At 60.8% G+C, this 14,672-nt stretch carries 13 protein-coding genes and 3 pseudogenes; 3 read left to right on the top strand and 13 right to left on the bottom strand.

Going from position 1 to position 14,672, the window contains the following annotated elements:
- Positions 1-5: 5 nt before the first annotated feature.
- The 3 genes and pseudogenes from ACSQ76_RS21345 to ACSQ76_RS21335 all read right to left on the bottom strand — a co-directional run.
- Entirely contained in the window at positions 6-1,184 is a 1,179-nt protein-coding gene (locus ACSQ76_RS21345) for an acyl-CoA dehydrogenase family protein (RefSeq protein WP_437158265.1), read from the bottom strand.
- Position 1,185: 1 nt separating this feature from the next.
- Positions 1,186-2,133, bottom strand: a complete 948-nt coding sequence (locus ACSQ76_RS21340) for a CoA transferase (protein WP_057817200.1) — start codon at positions 2,131-2,133, stop codon at positions 1,186-1,188.
- A 34-nt stretch (positions 2,134-2,167) separates the two neighbouring features.
- Positions 2,168-2,257 (bottom strand): annotated as a pseudogene (locus ACSQ76_RS21335) (enoyl-CoA hydratase/isomerase family protein); the annotation flags it as partial.
- Positions 2,258-2,512: 255 nt separating this feature from the next.
- Between ACSQ76_RS21335 and ACSQ76_RS21330 the strand changes: the two are divergent.
- Positions 2,513-3,477: pseudogene (locus tag ACSQ76_RS21330) on the top strand (NAD(P)H-dependent flavin oxidoreductase).
- A 71-nt stretch (positions 3,478-3,548) separates the two neighbouring features.
- Here ACSQ76_RS21330 and ACSQ76_RS21325 read toward each other — a convergent pair.
- From ACSQ76_RS21325 to ACSQ76_RS21280, 10 genes are all read right to left on the bottom strand, one after another.
- Positions 3,549-4,745 carry a phenylacetate--CoA ligase family protein gene (locus tag ACSQ76_RS21325; protein ID WP_236553333.1) on the bottom strand — a complete coding sequence of 399 codons (1,197 nt, stop codon included), beginning with the start codon at positions 4,743-4,745 and terminating at the stop codon, positions 3,549-3,551.
- Positions 4,746-4,772: 27 nt separating this feature from the next.
- Positions 4,773-5,582 (bottom strand): enoyl-CoA hydratase/isomerase family protein, encoded by an 810-nt coding sequence (locus ACSQ76_RS21320; protein ID WP_057817207.1) that lies wholly within the window; start codon positions 5,580-5,582, stop codon positions 4,773-4,775.
- A gap of 35 nt (positions 5,583-5,617) precedes the next feature.
- The gene (locus ACSQ76_RS21315; RefSeq protein ID WP_057817209.1) at positions 5,618-6,769 is read right to left on the bottom strand and encodes an acyl-CoA dehydrogenase family protein; all 1,152 of its coding nucleotides are present in this window, start codon (positions 6,767-6,769) and stop codon (positions 5,618-5,620) included.
- On the bottom strand, positions 6,766-7,890 hold the full coding sequence (locus ACSQ76_RS21310) for an acyl-CoA dehydrogenase family protein (RefSeq protein ID WP_437158264.1): 1,125 nt from the start codon (positions 7,888-7,890) through the stop codon (positions 6,766-6,768). Before ACSQ76_RS21310 ends, ACSQ76_RS21315 begins: the two co-directional genes overlap by 4 nt.
- Entirely contained in the window at positions 7,877-8,326 is a 450-nt protein-coding gene (locus tag ACSQ76_RS21305; RefSeq protein ID WP_057817214.1) for a MaoC family dehydratase, read from the bottom strand. Before ACSQ76_RS21305 ends, ACSQ76_RS21310 begins: the two co-directional genes overlap by 14 nt.
- Positions 8,323-9,042 carry a transglutaminase-like domain-containing protein gene (locus ACSQ76_RS21300; protein ID WP_057817215.1) on the bottom strand — a complete coding sequence of 240 codons (720 nt, stop codon included), beginning with the start codon at positions 9,040-9,042 and terminating at the stop codon, positions 8,323-8,325. The genes ACSQ76_RS21305 and ACSQ76_RS21300 overlap by 4 nt, the downstream gene beginning before the upstream one ends.
- A gap of 63 nt (positions 9,043-9,105) precedes the next feature.
- A complete protein-coding gene (locus ACSQ76_RS21295; protein WP_437158263.1) occupies positions 9,106-10,242 on the bottom strand; it encodes a CaiB/BaiF CoA transferase family protein in 1,137 nt (378 codons plus the stop codon).
- A gap of 10 nt (positions 10,243-10,252) precedes the next feature.
- Positions 10,253-11,110, bottom strand: a complete 858-nt coding sequence (locus ACSQ76_RS21290; protein WP_437158262.1) for a MaoC/PaaZ C-terminal domain-containing protein — start codon at positions 11,108-11,110, stop codon at positions 10,253-10,255.
- Positions 11,111-11,133: 23 nt separating this feature from the next.
- Entirely contained in the window at positions 11,134-12,285 is a 1,152-nt protein-coding gene (locus ACSQ76_RS21285; protein ID WP_057817220.1) for a thiolase, read from the bottom strand.
- Positions 12,286-12,288: 3 nt separating this feature from the next.
- Entirely contained in the window at positions 12,289-12,666 is a 378-nt protein-coding gene (locus ACSQ76_RS21280) for a Zn-ribbon domain-containing OB-fold protein (protein WP_057817223.1), read from the bottom strand.
- A 90-nt stretch (positions 12,667-12,756) separates the two neighbouring features.
- Between ACSQ76_RS21280 and ACSQ76_RS21275 the strand changes: the two are divergent.
- A pseudogene (locus ACSQ76_RS21275) lies at positions 12,757-13,913 on the top strand (CaiB/BaiF CoA transferase family protein).
- Between the two features lie 69 nt (positions 13,914-13,982).
- A partial coding sequence (locus ACSQ76_RS21270; protein ID WP_437158261.1) for a CaiB/BaiF CoA transferase family protein occupies positions 13,983-14,672 on the top strand: 690 nt, incomplete at its 3' end.

Below are 14,672 nucleotides of genomic sequence, written 5' to 3'. Positions count from 1 at the left end.
GCGCCCTACCCTCCCCGCCGTTGGTTGAAACTGTGGCCATAGACCATGGCGGCAATGGTGTTGCGCAGGATCTCAACGGTGCCACCGCCAAGCGCGAAGCCGCGCGCGTCACGCACCATGCGTTCCAGCGGGTATTCACGCGTATAGCCGTTGTGGCCGTGGATCTGCAGCGCCTCGTTCGTGACCCGTTGCGCCATTTCGTTGGCGTAGAGCTTGGCCATGGTTGCATCCATCGGGTCGGGAAAGCCGTTCGGCGCGGGGTTGGTGGCGGCGCGATAGACCATCAGCCGTGCCGCATGGATCTGTGTCGCCATGTCGGCGATCTTCCATTGGAGGCCCTGAAATTCGTTGATCGGGCGGCCAAACTGATGGCGGATCTCCGAATATTCCTTGGCCGCCTCGAAGGCACCTTGCGCCAGCCCCACGCACATCGCCGCATTGCCCACACGCTCGGGGCCGAAACTGCTCATCAGCAGCGCGAAGGAGCGCGAGCTTTCGGGATCCCCCTCAACCAGCACGTCCTCGGGGCCGGCCTTGTAGTTTTCAAGGATGATCTCGGCCTCGGTCAGGCCCCGACCGCCCATTTTCAGCGATATGTGGCCGATCCGCGCGCCGGGTTTCTTCAGATCGACAACGAAAGCGCCGATCCCCCTTGCCCCGCTGGCCTTGCCGAACCGGCAGAAGACCAGCGCGTAATCGGCCACATGGGCGCCGGTGGACCAGCACTTGTTGCCGTTCAGCACCCAGCCGTCGCCATCCTTGGTGGCCGTGGTGCGCAGATCGGTGACCGCGGACCCCGCCTCGGGTTCACTGATGGCGATGGCGATGAATTTCCTGCCCGCCGCCATGTCCGGCAGAAACCGCTTTTTCTGTTCGTCGTTGCCCAGAACGCTGATCGCCCGCGACGGACCGTTCAGGTAAAGCTGCGAGACCAGCGCGGTGTTGAAACAGACCCGCGCCATTTCCTCCAGAAAGACGGTGCCCTGCACCACCGGCGCGCCGGAGCCGCCGTATTCCTCGGGGATGAACATGCCCAGATAGCCAAGCTCGGCCAGCTTGTCGCGGTTGGCGGCGGGAAATTCCTCTTTGTCGTCCCAATAGGCGGCCTTTGGGGCGAATTCCCGTTCGGCCAGCTTGCGGGCCTCCGAGCGAAAATCTTCCAGTTCCGGATCGAGCTTGAACATGTCAGTTTTTGTCCTCTGAGAGTGTGGAAAGCCCGGCCTGGCGAAATGCGCCCAGTACGCGTGCCGTATCGGCACCCGCTGCCGGGGCGGGTATGGGGGCACGTGGTTGTGACGTGCAAATTTCATTGGCAACCCGGGCACAGGGACCGTGCCCAGATCCGGATGCGGAAGATCGTGGATCATGCCCGCGGGTGCGCATGTCATCGTCCGAAACCACCTCGGCCAGGGTGCGCACCGGCGCGCCCGGCACACTGGCGTCGCTCAAAGCCTCGAAAATCTCAGCACGACTATGCTGCGTGGTCCATTCCGAGACCCAGCCATCGACCTCGGCACGCCGCGCACAGCGCGCGGGGCCCTCGGCCAGTTCGAGATCCTCGGCCAGATCGGCGCGCCCCATCGCGCGGCTCAATTGCTGCCAGTGGCGATCATTAAGGCACATGATCGCCACCTGCCCGTCCCGCGCCGGAAACAGATCGTAGGGCGCGACCTTGAGCACCGCCTGGCTGTTGCCGGCACGGTCGGCAAACCCGTCAGGTGCCAACAGGAAGCTGGAGATATTGGACGCCAGCGCGTGATGCGTCACGTCCTGCATGGCAATTTGAACGAAGTCGCCGCGCCCGGTCGTGCCGCGTGCATGCAGCGCCGCCATGATCCCGCCAAACAGGTGGACGCCGCCGAGAAAATCGGTGATCGCCGCGCCGCATTTCATCGGCGAGCCATCAGGAAACCCGGTTACCGACATCAGCCCGGTCAGCGCCTGAATGGGGAAATCCATCGCCGGTGCATCGCGGTAAACGGAATCGGCGGCGTAGCCCTTGCCCGACCCCATGACCAGGCGCGGATTGCGAGCCGAGAGCGTCTCCCACCCGATACCCAGTTTTTCCATCGTACCGGGCCGGGAATTCTCGATCAACACGTCGGCGGTATCCGCCCGCGCAAAACGCGCCACCGGTTCCGGTGATCAGCAGCGCGCGGACACGGTCGTCATCGCGCACTTCCGTGACGATGCGCTCCATCTCCTTGCGCGCGGCCTGGTCGAGCGCATTCTTCTTCTCGGGGAAGTCGAACGTCATCCGACCGACACCCTCTGAGCATTTGTAAAGCAAGGGCACCGCTTCCTCCTCCCGGAAATGGATCTCCTGGGAACACGCTAAAGGCGGGTTGTGCCAACAAGCTACAGGCCAGCGCCGGAAAACAGACTTGTGTTAAATGGATGCCGCCCGTTTTTTCCGTTGCGGTCTCAGGGCCGCGGTGTTTCGATCTGGCCAGAGATGCGCTGGCGGCGGCTCCGCGCAACGTCCTGATGAATCGGCAAAGAGACCGAAACCATGTATTCCGACACTCTTTTCGGCCATCTGCGCCTGCCCGTGATCTGCTCTCCAATGTTCCTGGTATCCGGGCCCGACCTTGTCATCGCCCAATGCAAAGCCGGCGTGATCGGCAGTTTTCCCGCCCTGAACGCACGCGAAAAAGACGGCGAGCCCCCCTGCTTGAAGCCTGGCTCAAACGCATCACCGAAGAGCTCGACGCACATAATCAGGCCAATCCCGACCGGCCCGCCGCGCCCTTTGCGGTCAACCAGATCGTGCACCGCTCGAATGATCGGGTCGAACGCGACGTCGAGATATGTGCCCGTTGGAAGGTGCCAGTCTGGATCACTTCGATGGGCGCACGCGAAGACGTGAACCAGGCGGCACATGATTGCGGCGGCACCGTGCTGCACGACGTGATCAACAACCGGTTTGCCAGGAAGGCCATCGACAAGGGGGCTGACGGACTGATCGCGGTCTGCGCCGGGGCGGGTGGCCATGCGGGTGCCCTGTCGCCCTTTGCGCTGGTTCAGGAGATCCGCGAATGGTTCGACGGTCCGCTGGCCCTGTCGGGATCCATCGCCACCGGAAGCTCCGTACTGGGCGCGCAGGCCATAGGCGCCGACTTTGCTTATATCGGGTCGCCCTTCATCGCGACAACCGAAGCCGTCGCCTCCGAGGATTACAAGCAGATGATCGTTGACAGCGGCGCGGACGACATTCTCTACACCAGCCATTTCAGCGGCGTGAACGCCAATTATCTCAAACCGTCGGTCCGGGCGGTTGGGCTTGATCCTGACAACCTGACCGGTGACGGCAACAAATTGAATTTGGCCACCGGCGACATCCGCCCGAAGGCTTGGCGCGACATTTGGGGCAGCGGTCAGGGGATCGGTGCGGTCGGCGCGGTGACGACGACAGCGGACTATGTTGACCGTCTCGTCCGGGAATACCATGCCGCCAAAGATGGGCTCTGCGCCTGACGAAAAAGGGCGGCAAGTTGCCCAGCCGCCCATCTGATCCTGCCACTATCGCAGATGACTGAGAAGCGATCTCAGCCGTCTTTTTGGTTGATGATCAGTTCTGCATTCTCGGGCAGTTCCGCAACAACGCTCACCGCGTCGGCACGGATCCTGGCATGCAATTTGAAGGCCTCAGCTGCGGCTGTTTCCGCAGCTGAGGCGTCGGCGCCGTCTTCCAGCACAAGCGAAAGCCGGATCATGTCACGGTCACTTTCGCGCGTCACCACGGCCTGCGCGGCCTTTGCGCCTGGCGTCACGATCACGACTTCTTCGATCACGCGGGGATAGACGAAGATCTCGCGCACTTTGACCGCCGCGCCGACCCGGCCCTGCAACGCAGAAATGCGGCCGACACTGCCATCTTCATTGCTTTCCAGAGCAAAGGCGCTGTCGCCGGTGCCGAACCGGATCATCGGCCAACTGGCATCGCGCGCGGTCACGACAACCTCGCCCGGTTCGCCATGGGCTACCTGCTCGCCACTGATCGGATCGCAGATCTGCACCACGCGGTCGGGATGAACCAGATAGCCTTCGCCGCCATCCTCATAGGCGACAAGGCCCAGATCGGCGGTGGCATAGGCGGCCCAGGTGGACACGCCATATTCGGCCTCCATCCGGCGGCGCTTGGCCATCCAGTCGCCCATCTCACCGCCGAGGAAGGCGGTTTTCACCGTCCAGGCATCCCGGCCATAGGTTTCAATCACCTTGTCCGCCAGCGTCAGGAAAAACGCGGTCGAGGCGCAGATTGAAGTCACACCGGTTTCAACGATGATCTGGGCCTGAAGCTCGGTATTGCCGACACCGCTGGGGATCACCGTGGCCCCGACGGACTGTGCCGCTTCGTCGAACAGCAAGCCTGCCGGCACCAGATGATACATCCAGGTGTTCAGGATGATATCCCCCGGCCCCATCCCGGCCGCCTTGAACAGCAGGTCAAGGCCGTGGCCGACACCGCCCGAAAGTGCCGGTTCGAAGATCGGGCCGGGGGACACGTAGATCCGCCCGACATCCTTCAGACCAGAGGCGAGGAACCCGCCAAAAGGCGGGTTATCACGCTGGATCTTCAGAAGCTCTTCCTTCTTCATCACTGGCAGCCGCGACAGGTCCGCCAACGATGTGACGGCTGCCGGATCGAATCCGGCAGCCGTAAACCGCGATTTGAGACCAGATGCCATTTTGGCCGCATCGGCATAGGCTTGAGCTATATCTCGATAAATATCTTCAGACATGTCCATGCCTCCTCGTCCGATCAGACTTTAGAGCGGGCAGTCCTTGCGGAAGTTCGGTGCGCGCTTCTCGCGGTGCGACAGCACACCTTCTTTGACGTCCTCGCTCATGAAGCCAAGCATTTCCAGCGCGGTCGAGGCATCGAAGATCGGACCGGCCTGACGCAACCAGTTGTTCAGCGAATACTTGGTCCAGCGGATCGCGCTTTGCGACCCGTTGGCCAGTTCGACGGCCGTGTCCAAGGCGATCTGCTGCAGCTCGTCATCTTCGACGCACATTGACACAAGGCCGATGCGCTCGGCCTCTTCGCCCGACACCGGTTTGCAGGTCATCAGATAGTACTTCGCCTTGGCCATCGAGGTCAGCAGCGGCCAGATGATCGCCGCGACATCGCCAGCGGCAACACCCAGCCGCGGGTGGCCATCGACAATCTTGGCTTTCTTCCCGGCGATCGAGATGTCGGCGAGAATGGCAACCACAAGGCCCGCCCCGGCCGCAGGGCCGTTGATCGCGGAAATGATCGGCTTGTTGCAGTTGACGATATTGTAGACGAGGTCCTTGGCTTCTTTCCACGTCTTCATGATCTCGTGCGAATTGCCGATCATGTTTTCGATCAGGCTGAAATCGCCTCCGGCCGAGAACGCCTTGCCCGCGCCGGTCACGATCACCGAGTTGATATCCTGGTCGCGGTCGATGTCGATCCACATATCCGTCATCTGGGTGTGAGTTTCGGCATCGACCGAGTTAAACGTCTCAGGCCGATCAAAAGTGATGCGCAGGACGCGATCCGCCGGGTAGTCAAACTTCAACTTGTCATATTTCGCGTAACGGTCAGACATATTCTTTTTCCCTCTTCGATGTCTTGATTGTTGCTTCAACCCGGCAGTCCAAGTACTGCTTTAGACAGGATGTTGCGCTGGATTTCGTTCGAGCCGCCATAGATCGTCGTCGGCCTCGCCTTGTAGAAGCTCGACAAAACGTCGACGCTAACATTGCCAACCTGAAGCGGGCCGATTGTGCCGCCATCGGGACCGGCTGCTTCGATCATCAGTTCGGTGATGCGCTGGAAGCATTCAGTCACCCAGATCTTCAGCATGGAGACATCCGCACCCAGCGTCTCGCCACGTTTGAGCTGATCTGCAAAACGGGCATAAAGCGCGGCATGATCTTCCACATCCAGTGCCGCCTGGGCAAAGCGGTCACGGAACACCGGATCGTCAAACGCGCCACGGCCACGGGCAAAGCTTTCAAGCTGTCCCAGAGCGTTCTGGGCCAGACTTGGCGAACCGATGAAAATGCGTTCGAAGCTCAAGAGAGCCTTGGCCATCGTCCAACCCTTGTTCAGCTCGCCGACAAGGTTCTCGCGGGGCGTCCGAGCATTGTCAAAGAAGACCTCGCAAAACTCGGTCTCGCCCGACAGGGTCGTGATGGTGCGCACATCGACTCCGGGCTGATCCATCGGAGCGAGCAGGAAACTGATGCCTTGTTGTTTCTTGGGTGCATCCGGATCGGTGCGCACCAGCATGAAAATGTGCGTAGCGTCATGCGCCATCGTGGTCCAGATCTTCTGTCCGTTGATGACAAAGTCGTCCCCGTCAATCTCTGCGCGTGTTCGCAGGTTCGCCAGATCGGACCCGGCGCCGGGTTCCGAGTATCCTTGGCACCAGATGTCTTCGCAACTCAGGATACGCGGCAGCCAGTAATCTTTTTGTTCCCGGGTGCCGAATTTGATGATCAGCGGCCCGACCATCTGCACGCCCATGTCGCGGCCGCGATTGACGCCCCAGCGCTGCTGCTCTTCATAAAAGATCAGCAGCTTGGCAGCGTTCAGGCCCATACCGCCGAATTCAGCGGGCCAGGCTGGTGCGACCCAGCCCTTGGCGTGAAGCTTGCGGTGCCAATGTTCGATCTCGGCGAACTTCGGGCGGTGCGGCAGATGACGCAGCTCCTCGGGATATTCCGCTTCGAAGAACTGGCGCACTTCTTTGCGGAATTCCGCATCGCTCATTGCATTCCAGTCGGTCATTGTGCTGCCCCCTCTGCTTCGCGTGCCTCGAACCAAATCCGCCTGTGATAGGTATCGTCGCCCAACCAGGCCGACAGCACCAACGCCCGGTTCAGGTAGAGCCCGATATCGAACTCATCCGTGTATCCGACTGCGCCATGCAACTGGATCGCGTCGCGGGTGATTTTCTTGGCGGCCGTGACGGCGCGCGCCTTGGCGCGGCTGGCAATAGGGGTCCGAACCTTCGGATCGGTTTCGCTGTCCATCTGCGCAAGCGCCGCCCGCACTCCGGCCTGCGCGACCTCGCACATAACGTTAAGGTCGACGGCACGGTGCTGGATGACCTGGAATGATCCGATCGGCTTGTCGAACTGCTCGCGCGTCTTGATGTAGTCGAGCGTGATCTCAAAGGCGCGACCGCTCAGGCCGACAAGCTCGGCTGCGGCAAGCGCCGTGGTATCGACGACAGCCTCCTCAAGCGCGGCTTGAACCGCATCGCCGCGGGCAAGTTCCGCAGCTGGCGTTCCCGAAAAAGAAAGCTCGCCCGAGGAGCTGCCGTCGGCCTGCGTCCGCTTGTCAATAACAAGGCCGTCCGCGTCCGCCTCGGTCAAGACCAGAACCGGCCCCTCATCTTGTTCGGCCACGACGAGGAACCCTTGCGATCCGGTCGCACCGACGACCCAGGCCTTGCCACCGGTCAGCTTACCGTCCGCGTATCGGCAGGTCGCATCGGCGGGCGCCCCGCCCGGACCGCGTTCCTGCCAGGCAACCGCCAGAGAAATTTCGCCGCCGATGAGCTGTGCCATCTTCGGATGATCCGGACAAAGGCGGCGCAGAAGGCCAAGACTCAGACCGATTGTCAACACGACCGGTTCCGGTGCAATCACACGGCCGACTTCCTCGGCGATGACACCCCCGGCGGCCAGGCCCATGCCAAGCCCGCCCTGATCTTCAGGCACCGCCACCCCGAAAACACCGGCCTCGGCGAGTTCCCGGACCATCTCCGCATCGAAACCGCCCCCGGCATCACGAAGTTTTCGGGCTCTGTCACTTCCGCCCGCCCGTTCAAACAACGTGCGCGCGCTCTCGCGCAACAGGCGAAGGTCTTCTTGTTCGCTGGAAAGGATATCAGTCTGTGTCATTTTGCTTTCGTAGGATCATCATGGGGGTGTCGGTCGAAAAAACGACCTCGCCCTCAGGGTTTTTGGCGCTGAGCGTATAGTGCAAAACACCTCTGTCGGGCTTGCTCTTTGACGGCGTGACCGCGTTGACCGTCAGTTCGACATCAAGGGGTTCGTTCGGACGCACCGGCCGCAGCCAGCGCAGATTTTCAAAGCCCATGCCACCGATATTGGCGACATCGACCATCATCTCAGCCATGATCGGCCTGAACACTTCCAGCATCGTCTGAAAGCCCGAGGCGATCAGGCTGCCATGTATGGCGGTTGCATAGTCTTCGTCGGTGTGCAGCCGCTGCGGATCCCATTCCTCGGCAAACGCCTTTATTGAATCCGCGCTCATCGGAGCGCTGCGAAAGCGATAGACTTGGCCCGGCGAGAAGTCTTCCAGATACCTCAAGAGGCACCCTCCTTTGCGAAACCGTCATCGTATCCGCTCGCATCCTTGGATATCCGGATGCGGTTGAATTCTTCCAGCTTCGGATAGGTTTCCTTGAACGTCGTCAGAAACTCACCCATCGGCGCGTCGAAATAGAGCCCACGGTCGTTCACATATTCCATGTGACGGTGATTCTGTTCGTCGAACTCGTGAAAGAGCGCGTCGTGATATCCGTCGAAGACCAGAGGTTTGACCCCGAATCTTTCACACAGTTCCATGTTGAATGCAGGTGTCACCTTGTAGGCCTCATTCCCCAACCACAACTGAACATAGCCGTGGTAGATAAAGAGATCGGTCTCCATCAATTCCTGCAACTTGGGTGTATTCAGGTGGTTGCGCACATCCGCGAACCCAAGAGCGGCGGGGATACCCACAGCACGCAGACAAGCCGCCAGCAGAATTGCCTTGGGAACGCAAAACGCCGCTTCCGCCCCAGCGATACGGCTGGCACGGTAAGAGTCCTCATCCAGCGCAAAACAATAGGGATCATAGCGAATATCGTCGCGAACCGTTTCGAACAGGCGAATCGCCTTGTCTCGATTGGTTGCGTCCACAGGAAGATCACGCAAAGCCGATGTCACGAAACCCTGCACTTCCAAGCTATCGCTTTCCACAAAGCGCGATGGCATGACATAACGCTCAGCTTCAGTCGGCAGGTCATCGTCAGACTTGTCCATTGGCCCCTTCCTTTTTCTAACAAATGTTAGATTACCAATTCAAAACCTGCCCGTCAACGGGATTTACTCTGTCTTTGGTTGGTCCACGCCATAACGCGTATTGTCTTCGCCCAGAGTGGCTGCAACTCCGACCGAATTTCCCGAAGAACGGAACTCCGGCGCAATTGGCAGCGGCAAAGCAGGCGCGTTCCGGTCGGAGATTTTTACGGCCCGTCCGAACACGTCACGCGCTTTGAAATGCGGGTCGCGCGCCGCCTCGGCGGGCGTTTTCACGACCGAACAGCAGCAATCGGCCGCAGCCAGCAGAGGCTCCCAATGGGTCGAGGGGTGTTCCCTCAGACGACGTGCAACCTCCGCGGCACAGGCATTGGGATCGGACCAGTCATCGCGAAGGGCCACCGGCAAACCAATGACATCGCAGAACGACTGCCAGAACTTTTCTTCCAACGCGCCGACGGCGATCTGACGCCCGTCCGCAGCCGAATAAAGCCGATACCGGGCCAGGCCACCCGTCAGACGGCTGCCACCGCTTTCGATGTTCCGCCCGGCAATCACACCTTCGGCATGGGCCCAATAGGCAAAGGCGAACGCCCCCTCGGCCATTGCGATATCCAGATGCGTCCCCTGCCCGCTTGCCTGCCGCGCAATCAGGGCCAGCAGGATATTCATCACCGCAGGATAGGTTCCGCCTCCGATATCGGCGACCAGCCCGAACGGGGCAGTTGGCTGGTCATCCGGTCCGCGACTGAGCGACAGGATACCCGCATCACCGACGTAGTTGAGATCGTGGCCGGCGGCGCTGGCCTTTGGTCCGGTCTGGCCATAGCCGGTGATCGAACAATAGATGAGACCGGGATTGATCTTTCGCACCGCTTCATAACCAAGCCCCAGCCGGTCCATCACGCCGGGACGGAACTGCTCTACCAGAACATCGGCCCTCTCGATCAAGGGGCGCAGACGTTCCACTGCGCCCCTTGACTTGAGGTCGATGGCCACCGATCGCTTGCCGTGGTTCAACACGGCAAATCCGATGCTCTCTCCGTCGATCTTGGGCTCGGTTTGGCGCGCGTCCTCGCCGACTCCGGGACGCTCGAACTTGATCACTTCGGCGCCGGCCTCGGACAGCATGAGCGTCGCCATCGGACCGGGAAGAAGTGTGCTGAAATCCAGCACCAGGATATCCTTGAGCGGTTGAGCCATCTTCACTGCCTCAGGCGAAGCGCGCCGCGCCGTTGTTCAGAACAACCACGTCGCGTGCCGGAATAGATGCTCGAAACCGGGCCTCGCCGTCCTCTTCCCAGATTTCGAACCGCACGGTTTCGCCGGGATAGACCGGCGCCGAGAACCGAACATCCAGACCGACAAGCCGGACAGAATCATAGTCAAGCAACGTCTTTAGAATCGCCCGGGCCGCCAGCCCATAGGTCGCCAGACCATGCAGGATCGGGCGGTCGAACCCGACAGAACGGGCAACATCCGGGTCAGCATGAAGCGGATTGAAATCACCGCTGAGACGATAAATAAGGGCTTGGCGCGGCAGGGTATCGATATCACATACATGATCAGGCGCCCGATCAGGCAGCACTGCGGGTGCCGGACCCGCTTGGTTTTCACCGCCAAACCCCCCATCACCGCGACAGAAAGCCGACATCGCCACGCGCGCCAGCTTTTCACCGCTGTCCGCGTCGATAATATCACGGCTTTGGTAAATGACGGCTCCCTTGCCCTCGCCCTTGTCGGCGATGAAGTCGATCTTGCTGCGGCCGACAATCCGGCCATGTGTCGGCAGTGGCTTGTAGATGTCGAGCCACTGTTCTCCGTGCAGCACTTTTTGCCAGTTTACGCCGGTCTTGGGATCGCGCAGCCAGAAGCCGGGATACCCCAAAATGACCGCCATCGACGGAACTGCCTTGAGCCCGTCCTCATAGACATAGGCCAGCTCCTTTTTGTCGGTCGGATCCTCGCCGAACCCAAGGCCGAGTGCATATAGGATGGTATCCCGCTCGGTCAGCGTCTGTTCGATTTCCTCAAAGTCCCAGTTCAACAGTGCATCGAAATCCAATGGCATTTATTTTCCTCCCTTAGTTGCCGTCAGAGCGTGTTTTGCGATCCAAGTATGGCCGTGACCTGACTGGACAGCACACCGCCGTTGCCATGCGCCAGCGCCAGATCAATATCCTTCAACTGAATGCCCGGCGCATCGCCACGGATCTGACGGGCAGCCTCGATCACTGTGAAGATGCCGTACATCCCGGGGTGCACACAGGACAGGCCGCCGCCATTCGTGTTCACCGGCAAGACGCCGCCAGGCGCGATGCGTCCGCCCTCGACAAAGGCCCCTCCCTCGCCCTTCGCGCAGAACCCAAGATCTTCGAGAAACAAAATCGTGTTGATGGTGAAGGCATCATAGAGCTCGACCGCCTGGATGTCCGCAGGGGTCACGCCGGCCGCCGCAAAGGCGCGCGCGCCCGAGTCGCGGGCTGCGGTCACGGTGAAATCCTTCATCTGCGAAATCTGCCGGTGCGAGCTTGCCGCAGCACTGCCCAGCACATAGACAGGCGCCTTCGGGAAATCCCGGGCGCGGTCCGCGCGGACCATTACGATCGCGCCGCCACCGTCGGTGACAAGACAACAGTCGCGCACGGTCAATGGATCGCCCACCATGCGCGCACCCAACACGTCCTCGCGGGTAAGCGGGCCGCGCTCGAACGCTTCGGGGTTGCGCTGCGCCCAGGCCCGCGCGGCAACGGCCACGTCGGCCAGCTGTTCGCGGGTGGTGCCATATTCATGCATGTGCCGCGCCGCCGCCATCGCATAGGCCGAGATCGGATAGCGCGGATTATACGGCGCCTCGTAGGCCGGCGGACGTGAAGCGGTCACCAGTCTGCCCGATGCGGTGCGCTGGTTGGAGCCATAAACAATCAGCGCGACATCACACAGACCGGCGTCCAGCGCCATGGTCGCAGACGTCAGGTAGTTTACGAAGGACGAACCGCCCGACATCGTGCCATCGATGAAACGGGGCTGGATGCCCAGGTATTCAGCCGCCATAAGCGCCGGCATGCTGTCTTCCATCATGGTGCAGAACAGCCCGTCGACGTCGGACAGTTTCAGCCCGGCATCGCCAAGCGCCGCAAGCGCGGATTGCGCCATGACATCATAGGCCGTCAGGCCATGGGCTTCTCCGAAACCGGCATGACCGGTTCCCACGATGGCGGATTTCCCCCGAAGTTCTGTGGTCATGACTTATACCTCCGACGGCTTGAAAAGCACGGCCGGAGCGCCCTCGGCCTCGCCCACGAAAGCGGTTACAGCCATGTCGATGGCGACCTCACCCGGGGCAATGCCTTCGACCCGGCTCATCATCCGAACGCCTTCTTGAAGCTCGACCATGCACACGTTGTAGTCGCCGCCGCGGTCAGCGCTGCGGCGCACGACGGTTGTGGTGTAAACCCGTCCCTTGCCGGTGGCCTGCTTCCACGAAATCGCGGCGCCATGACAATGTGGACACAGGACTCGCGGGAAAAAGTGATAGGCCCCGCAGTCGTCGCACTCGGGCAGCAGGATCTCGCCTTCTGCCAGCGCGCGTTGGAAAAGCTGGTCTGGTCCTTTGGCATCCTGCATAGGTGTTCTCCTTCAAGCGATCCAGTCTTTGTTAAGCGTATTGATAATGTTTCTAACAATTGTTAGATTTAGTCAACCTTTCAGGATCAATTGAGAGAAACTCATGTCAGGTTCAGACTTAGCCCCCTTTCCGGCAAACTCGTCGTTGCGCTGGAACAGGCAGTCGCCGCGCCTTTTTGCTCCTCGCGGCTGGCCGACGCCGGCGCGCGCGTGATCAAGATCGAACGCAAGGGCGCAGGCGATTTCGCCCGCGCCTACGATACCGCCGCCAACGGTGAAAGCGCCTATTTCACATGGCTGAACCGAGGCAAAGAATCGGTCGCCTTGGACATTAAGGCCGACGAAGACCGTGAAATCCTGCTCAGGATGCTGGAAAACGCAGATGTGTTCATTCAAAACCTGCTGCCGGGCGCGCTGGCCAAGCTCGGGCTCGATTCAGCGAGTCTGCGAGAGAGTTCCCGCGTCTCGTGACCTGCGACATCACCGGATATGGCGAAGACGGCCCGATGCGCAACGCCAAGGCCTATGACCTTCTGGTGCAATGCGAGAGCGGTCTGGCATCAGTGACCGGTACACCTGACGGACCAGGACGGGTGGGCGTGTCGGTCTGCGATATCGCCACCGGTATGACAGCCCATGCCGGAATATGCGAAGCACTTGTCGGGCGTGATCGCACCGGCAAGGGCAGCGGCGTTTCCGTGGCAATGTTTGATGTGATGGCCGACTGGATGTCGGTTCCGCTGCTGTATCACGATTACCTTGGCAAGCCGACACCTCGTGTCGGACTGAACCACACGGTCATCTGCCCGTACGGGGCCTATGAATGCAAGGACGGTCAGCTTGTCGTCATTACCGTTCAGCACAGCGGCGAATGGCAACGGTTCTGTGAACACATACTGGGCGATGCGGCTTTGGCAACCGACCCCCGGTTCCATGACAACACGTCGCGAATTGAAAACAAACCCGCGCTCGAAGTTCTCATCAAGACCGTATTCGCCTCGCATGATCGCACCGAGATCCTGAAGCGCCTTGACGCTGCGGGCATAGCCTCCGGCGCGGTGAACGACGTGGCGGCCCTGTCCGATCACCCGCAGCTTGACCGATCCTTGATAGGCACACCCTCGGGCGAGATCAACGTCCCGACACCCCCGATCCGGCGCAGCCTCGGCGAAACGGCACTGGGCCCCTGCCCGGCCTTCGATGCGGAAGGTGAAGCCATTCGCGCCGAATTCGGGCCCCTCTCATGAAAACGGTGGACAACTAAAAGGGTGGACAACCAAATGACCGCTGAGAACAAACCGGCGATCCTTCATGGCGTGAAGATCGTCGATCTGACTTCTGTGGTTTTCGGACCTTTGGCAACACAGATGCTGGGCGATCTGGGGGCCGATGTGATCAAGGTGGAAGGCCCCGAGGGCGATCTTCTTCGACAGGTCCAGCCATCGCGCAACAAGCTGATGGGTGCCGCTTTTCTGGGGGCCAACCGCAACAAGCGCAGTGTCGTACTGGACCTCAAAACGCAAACCGGTCGCGATCAGATGCGCAAACTGCTCATCGATGCCGATGTGATGATTTCGAGCATTCGGCCTGCGGCGCTGGCCAGATTGTCTTTGGATCCCGAAACTCTACGCCAAGAAAACCCGAACTTGATCACGGTATCCGCCACCGGTTTCGGGCAGGACGGACCCTATGCCGCCAAGCCTGCATTCGACGATTCTGTCCAGTCGGTGTCGGGATTGGCCAGCCTGGCAACCTTGCGCGACCCCGAGGCACCGCCCGCTTATGCCCCGACGATTCTGGCCGACAAGCTTGGCGGCGTGACCGCCGCCTATGCCGTGATGGGCGCCCTGTTCCACCGCGAGCGTACGGGACAGGCCCAGCATGTCGAAGTTCCGATGTTTGAGACGCTGGCCGCCTTCCTGCTGGCCGAACACATGGATGGCGCCACCTTCGAGGAGAGTCCGCAGGATTTCGGCTATGCCCGCATGCTGGTTCCGCACAGGCGT

Origin of the sequence: Roseovarius sp. B08, assembly GCF_051417955.1 — a bacterium.
Lineage (GTDB): Bacteria > Pseudomonadota > Alphaproteobacteria > Rhodobacterales > Rhodobacteraceae > Roseovarius.
Note: the sequence above shows the minus strand (reverse complement) of the source record. Positions and strands in the feature narration are given on the sequence as shown.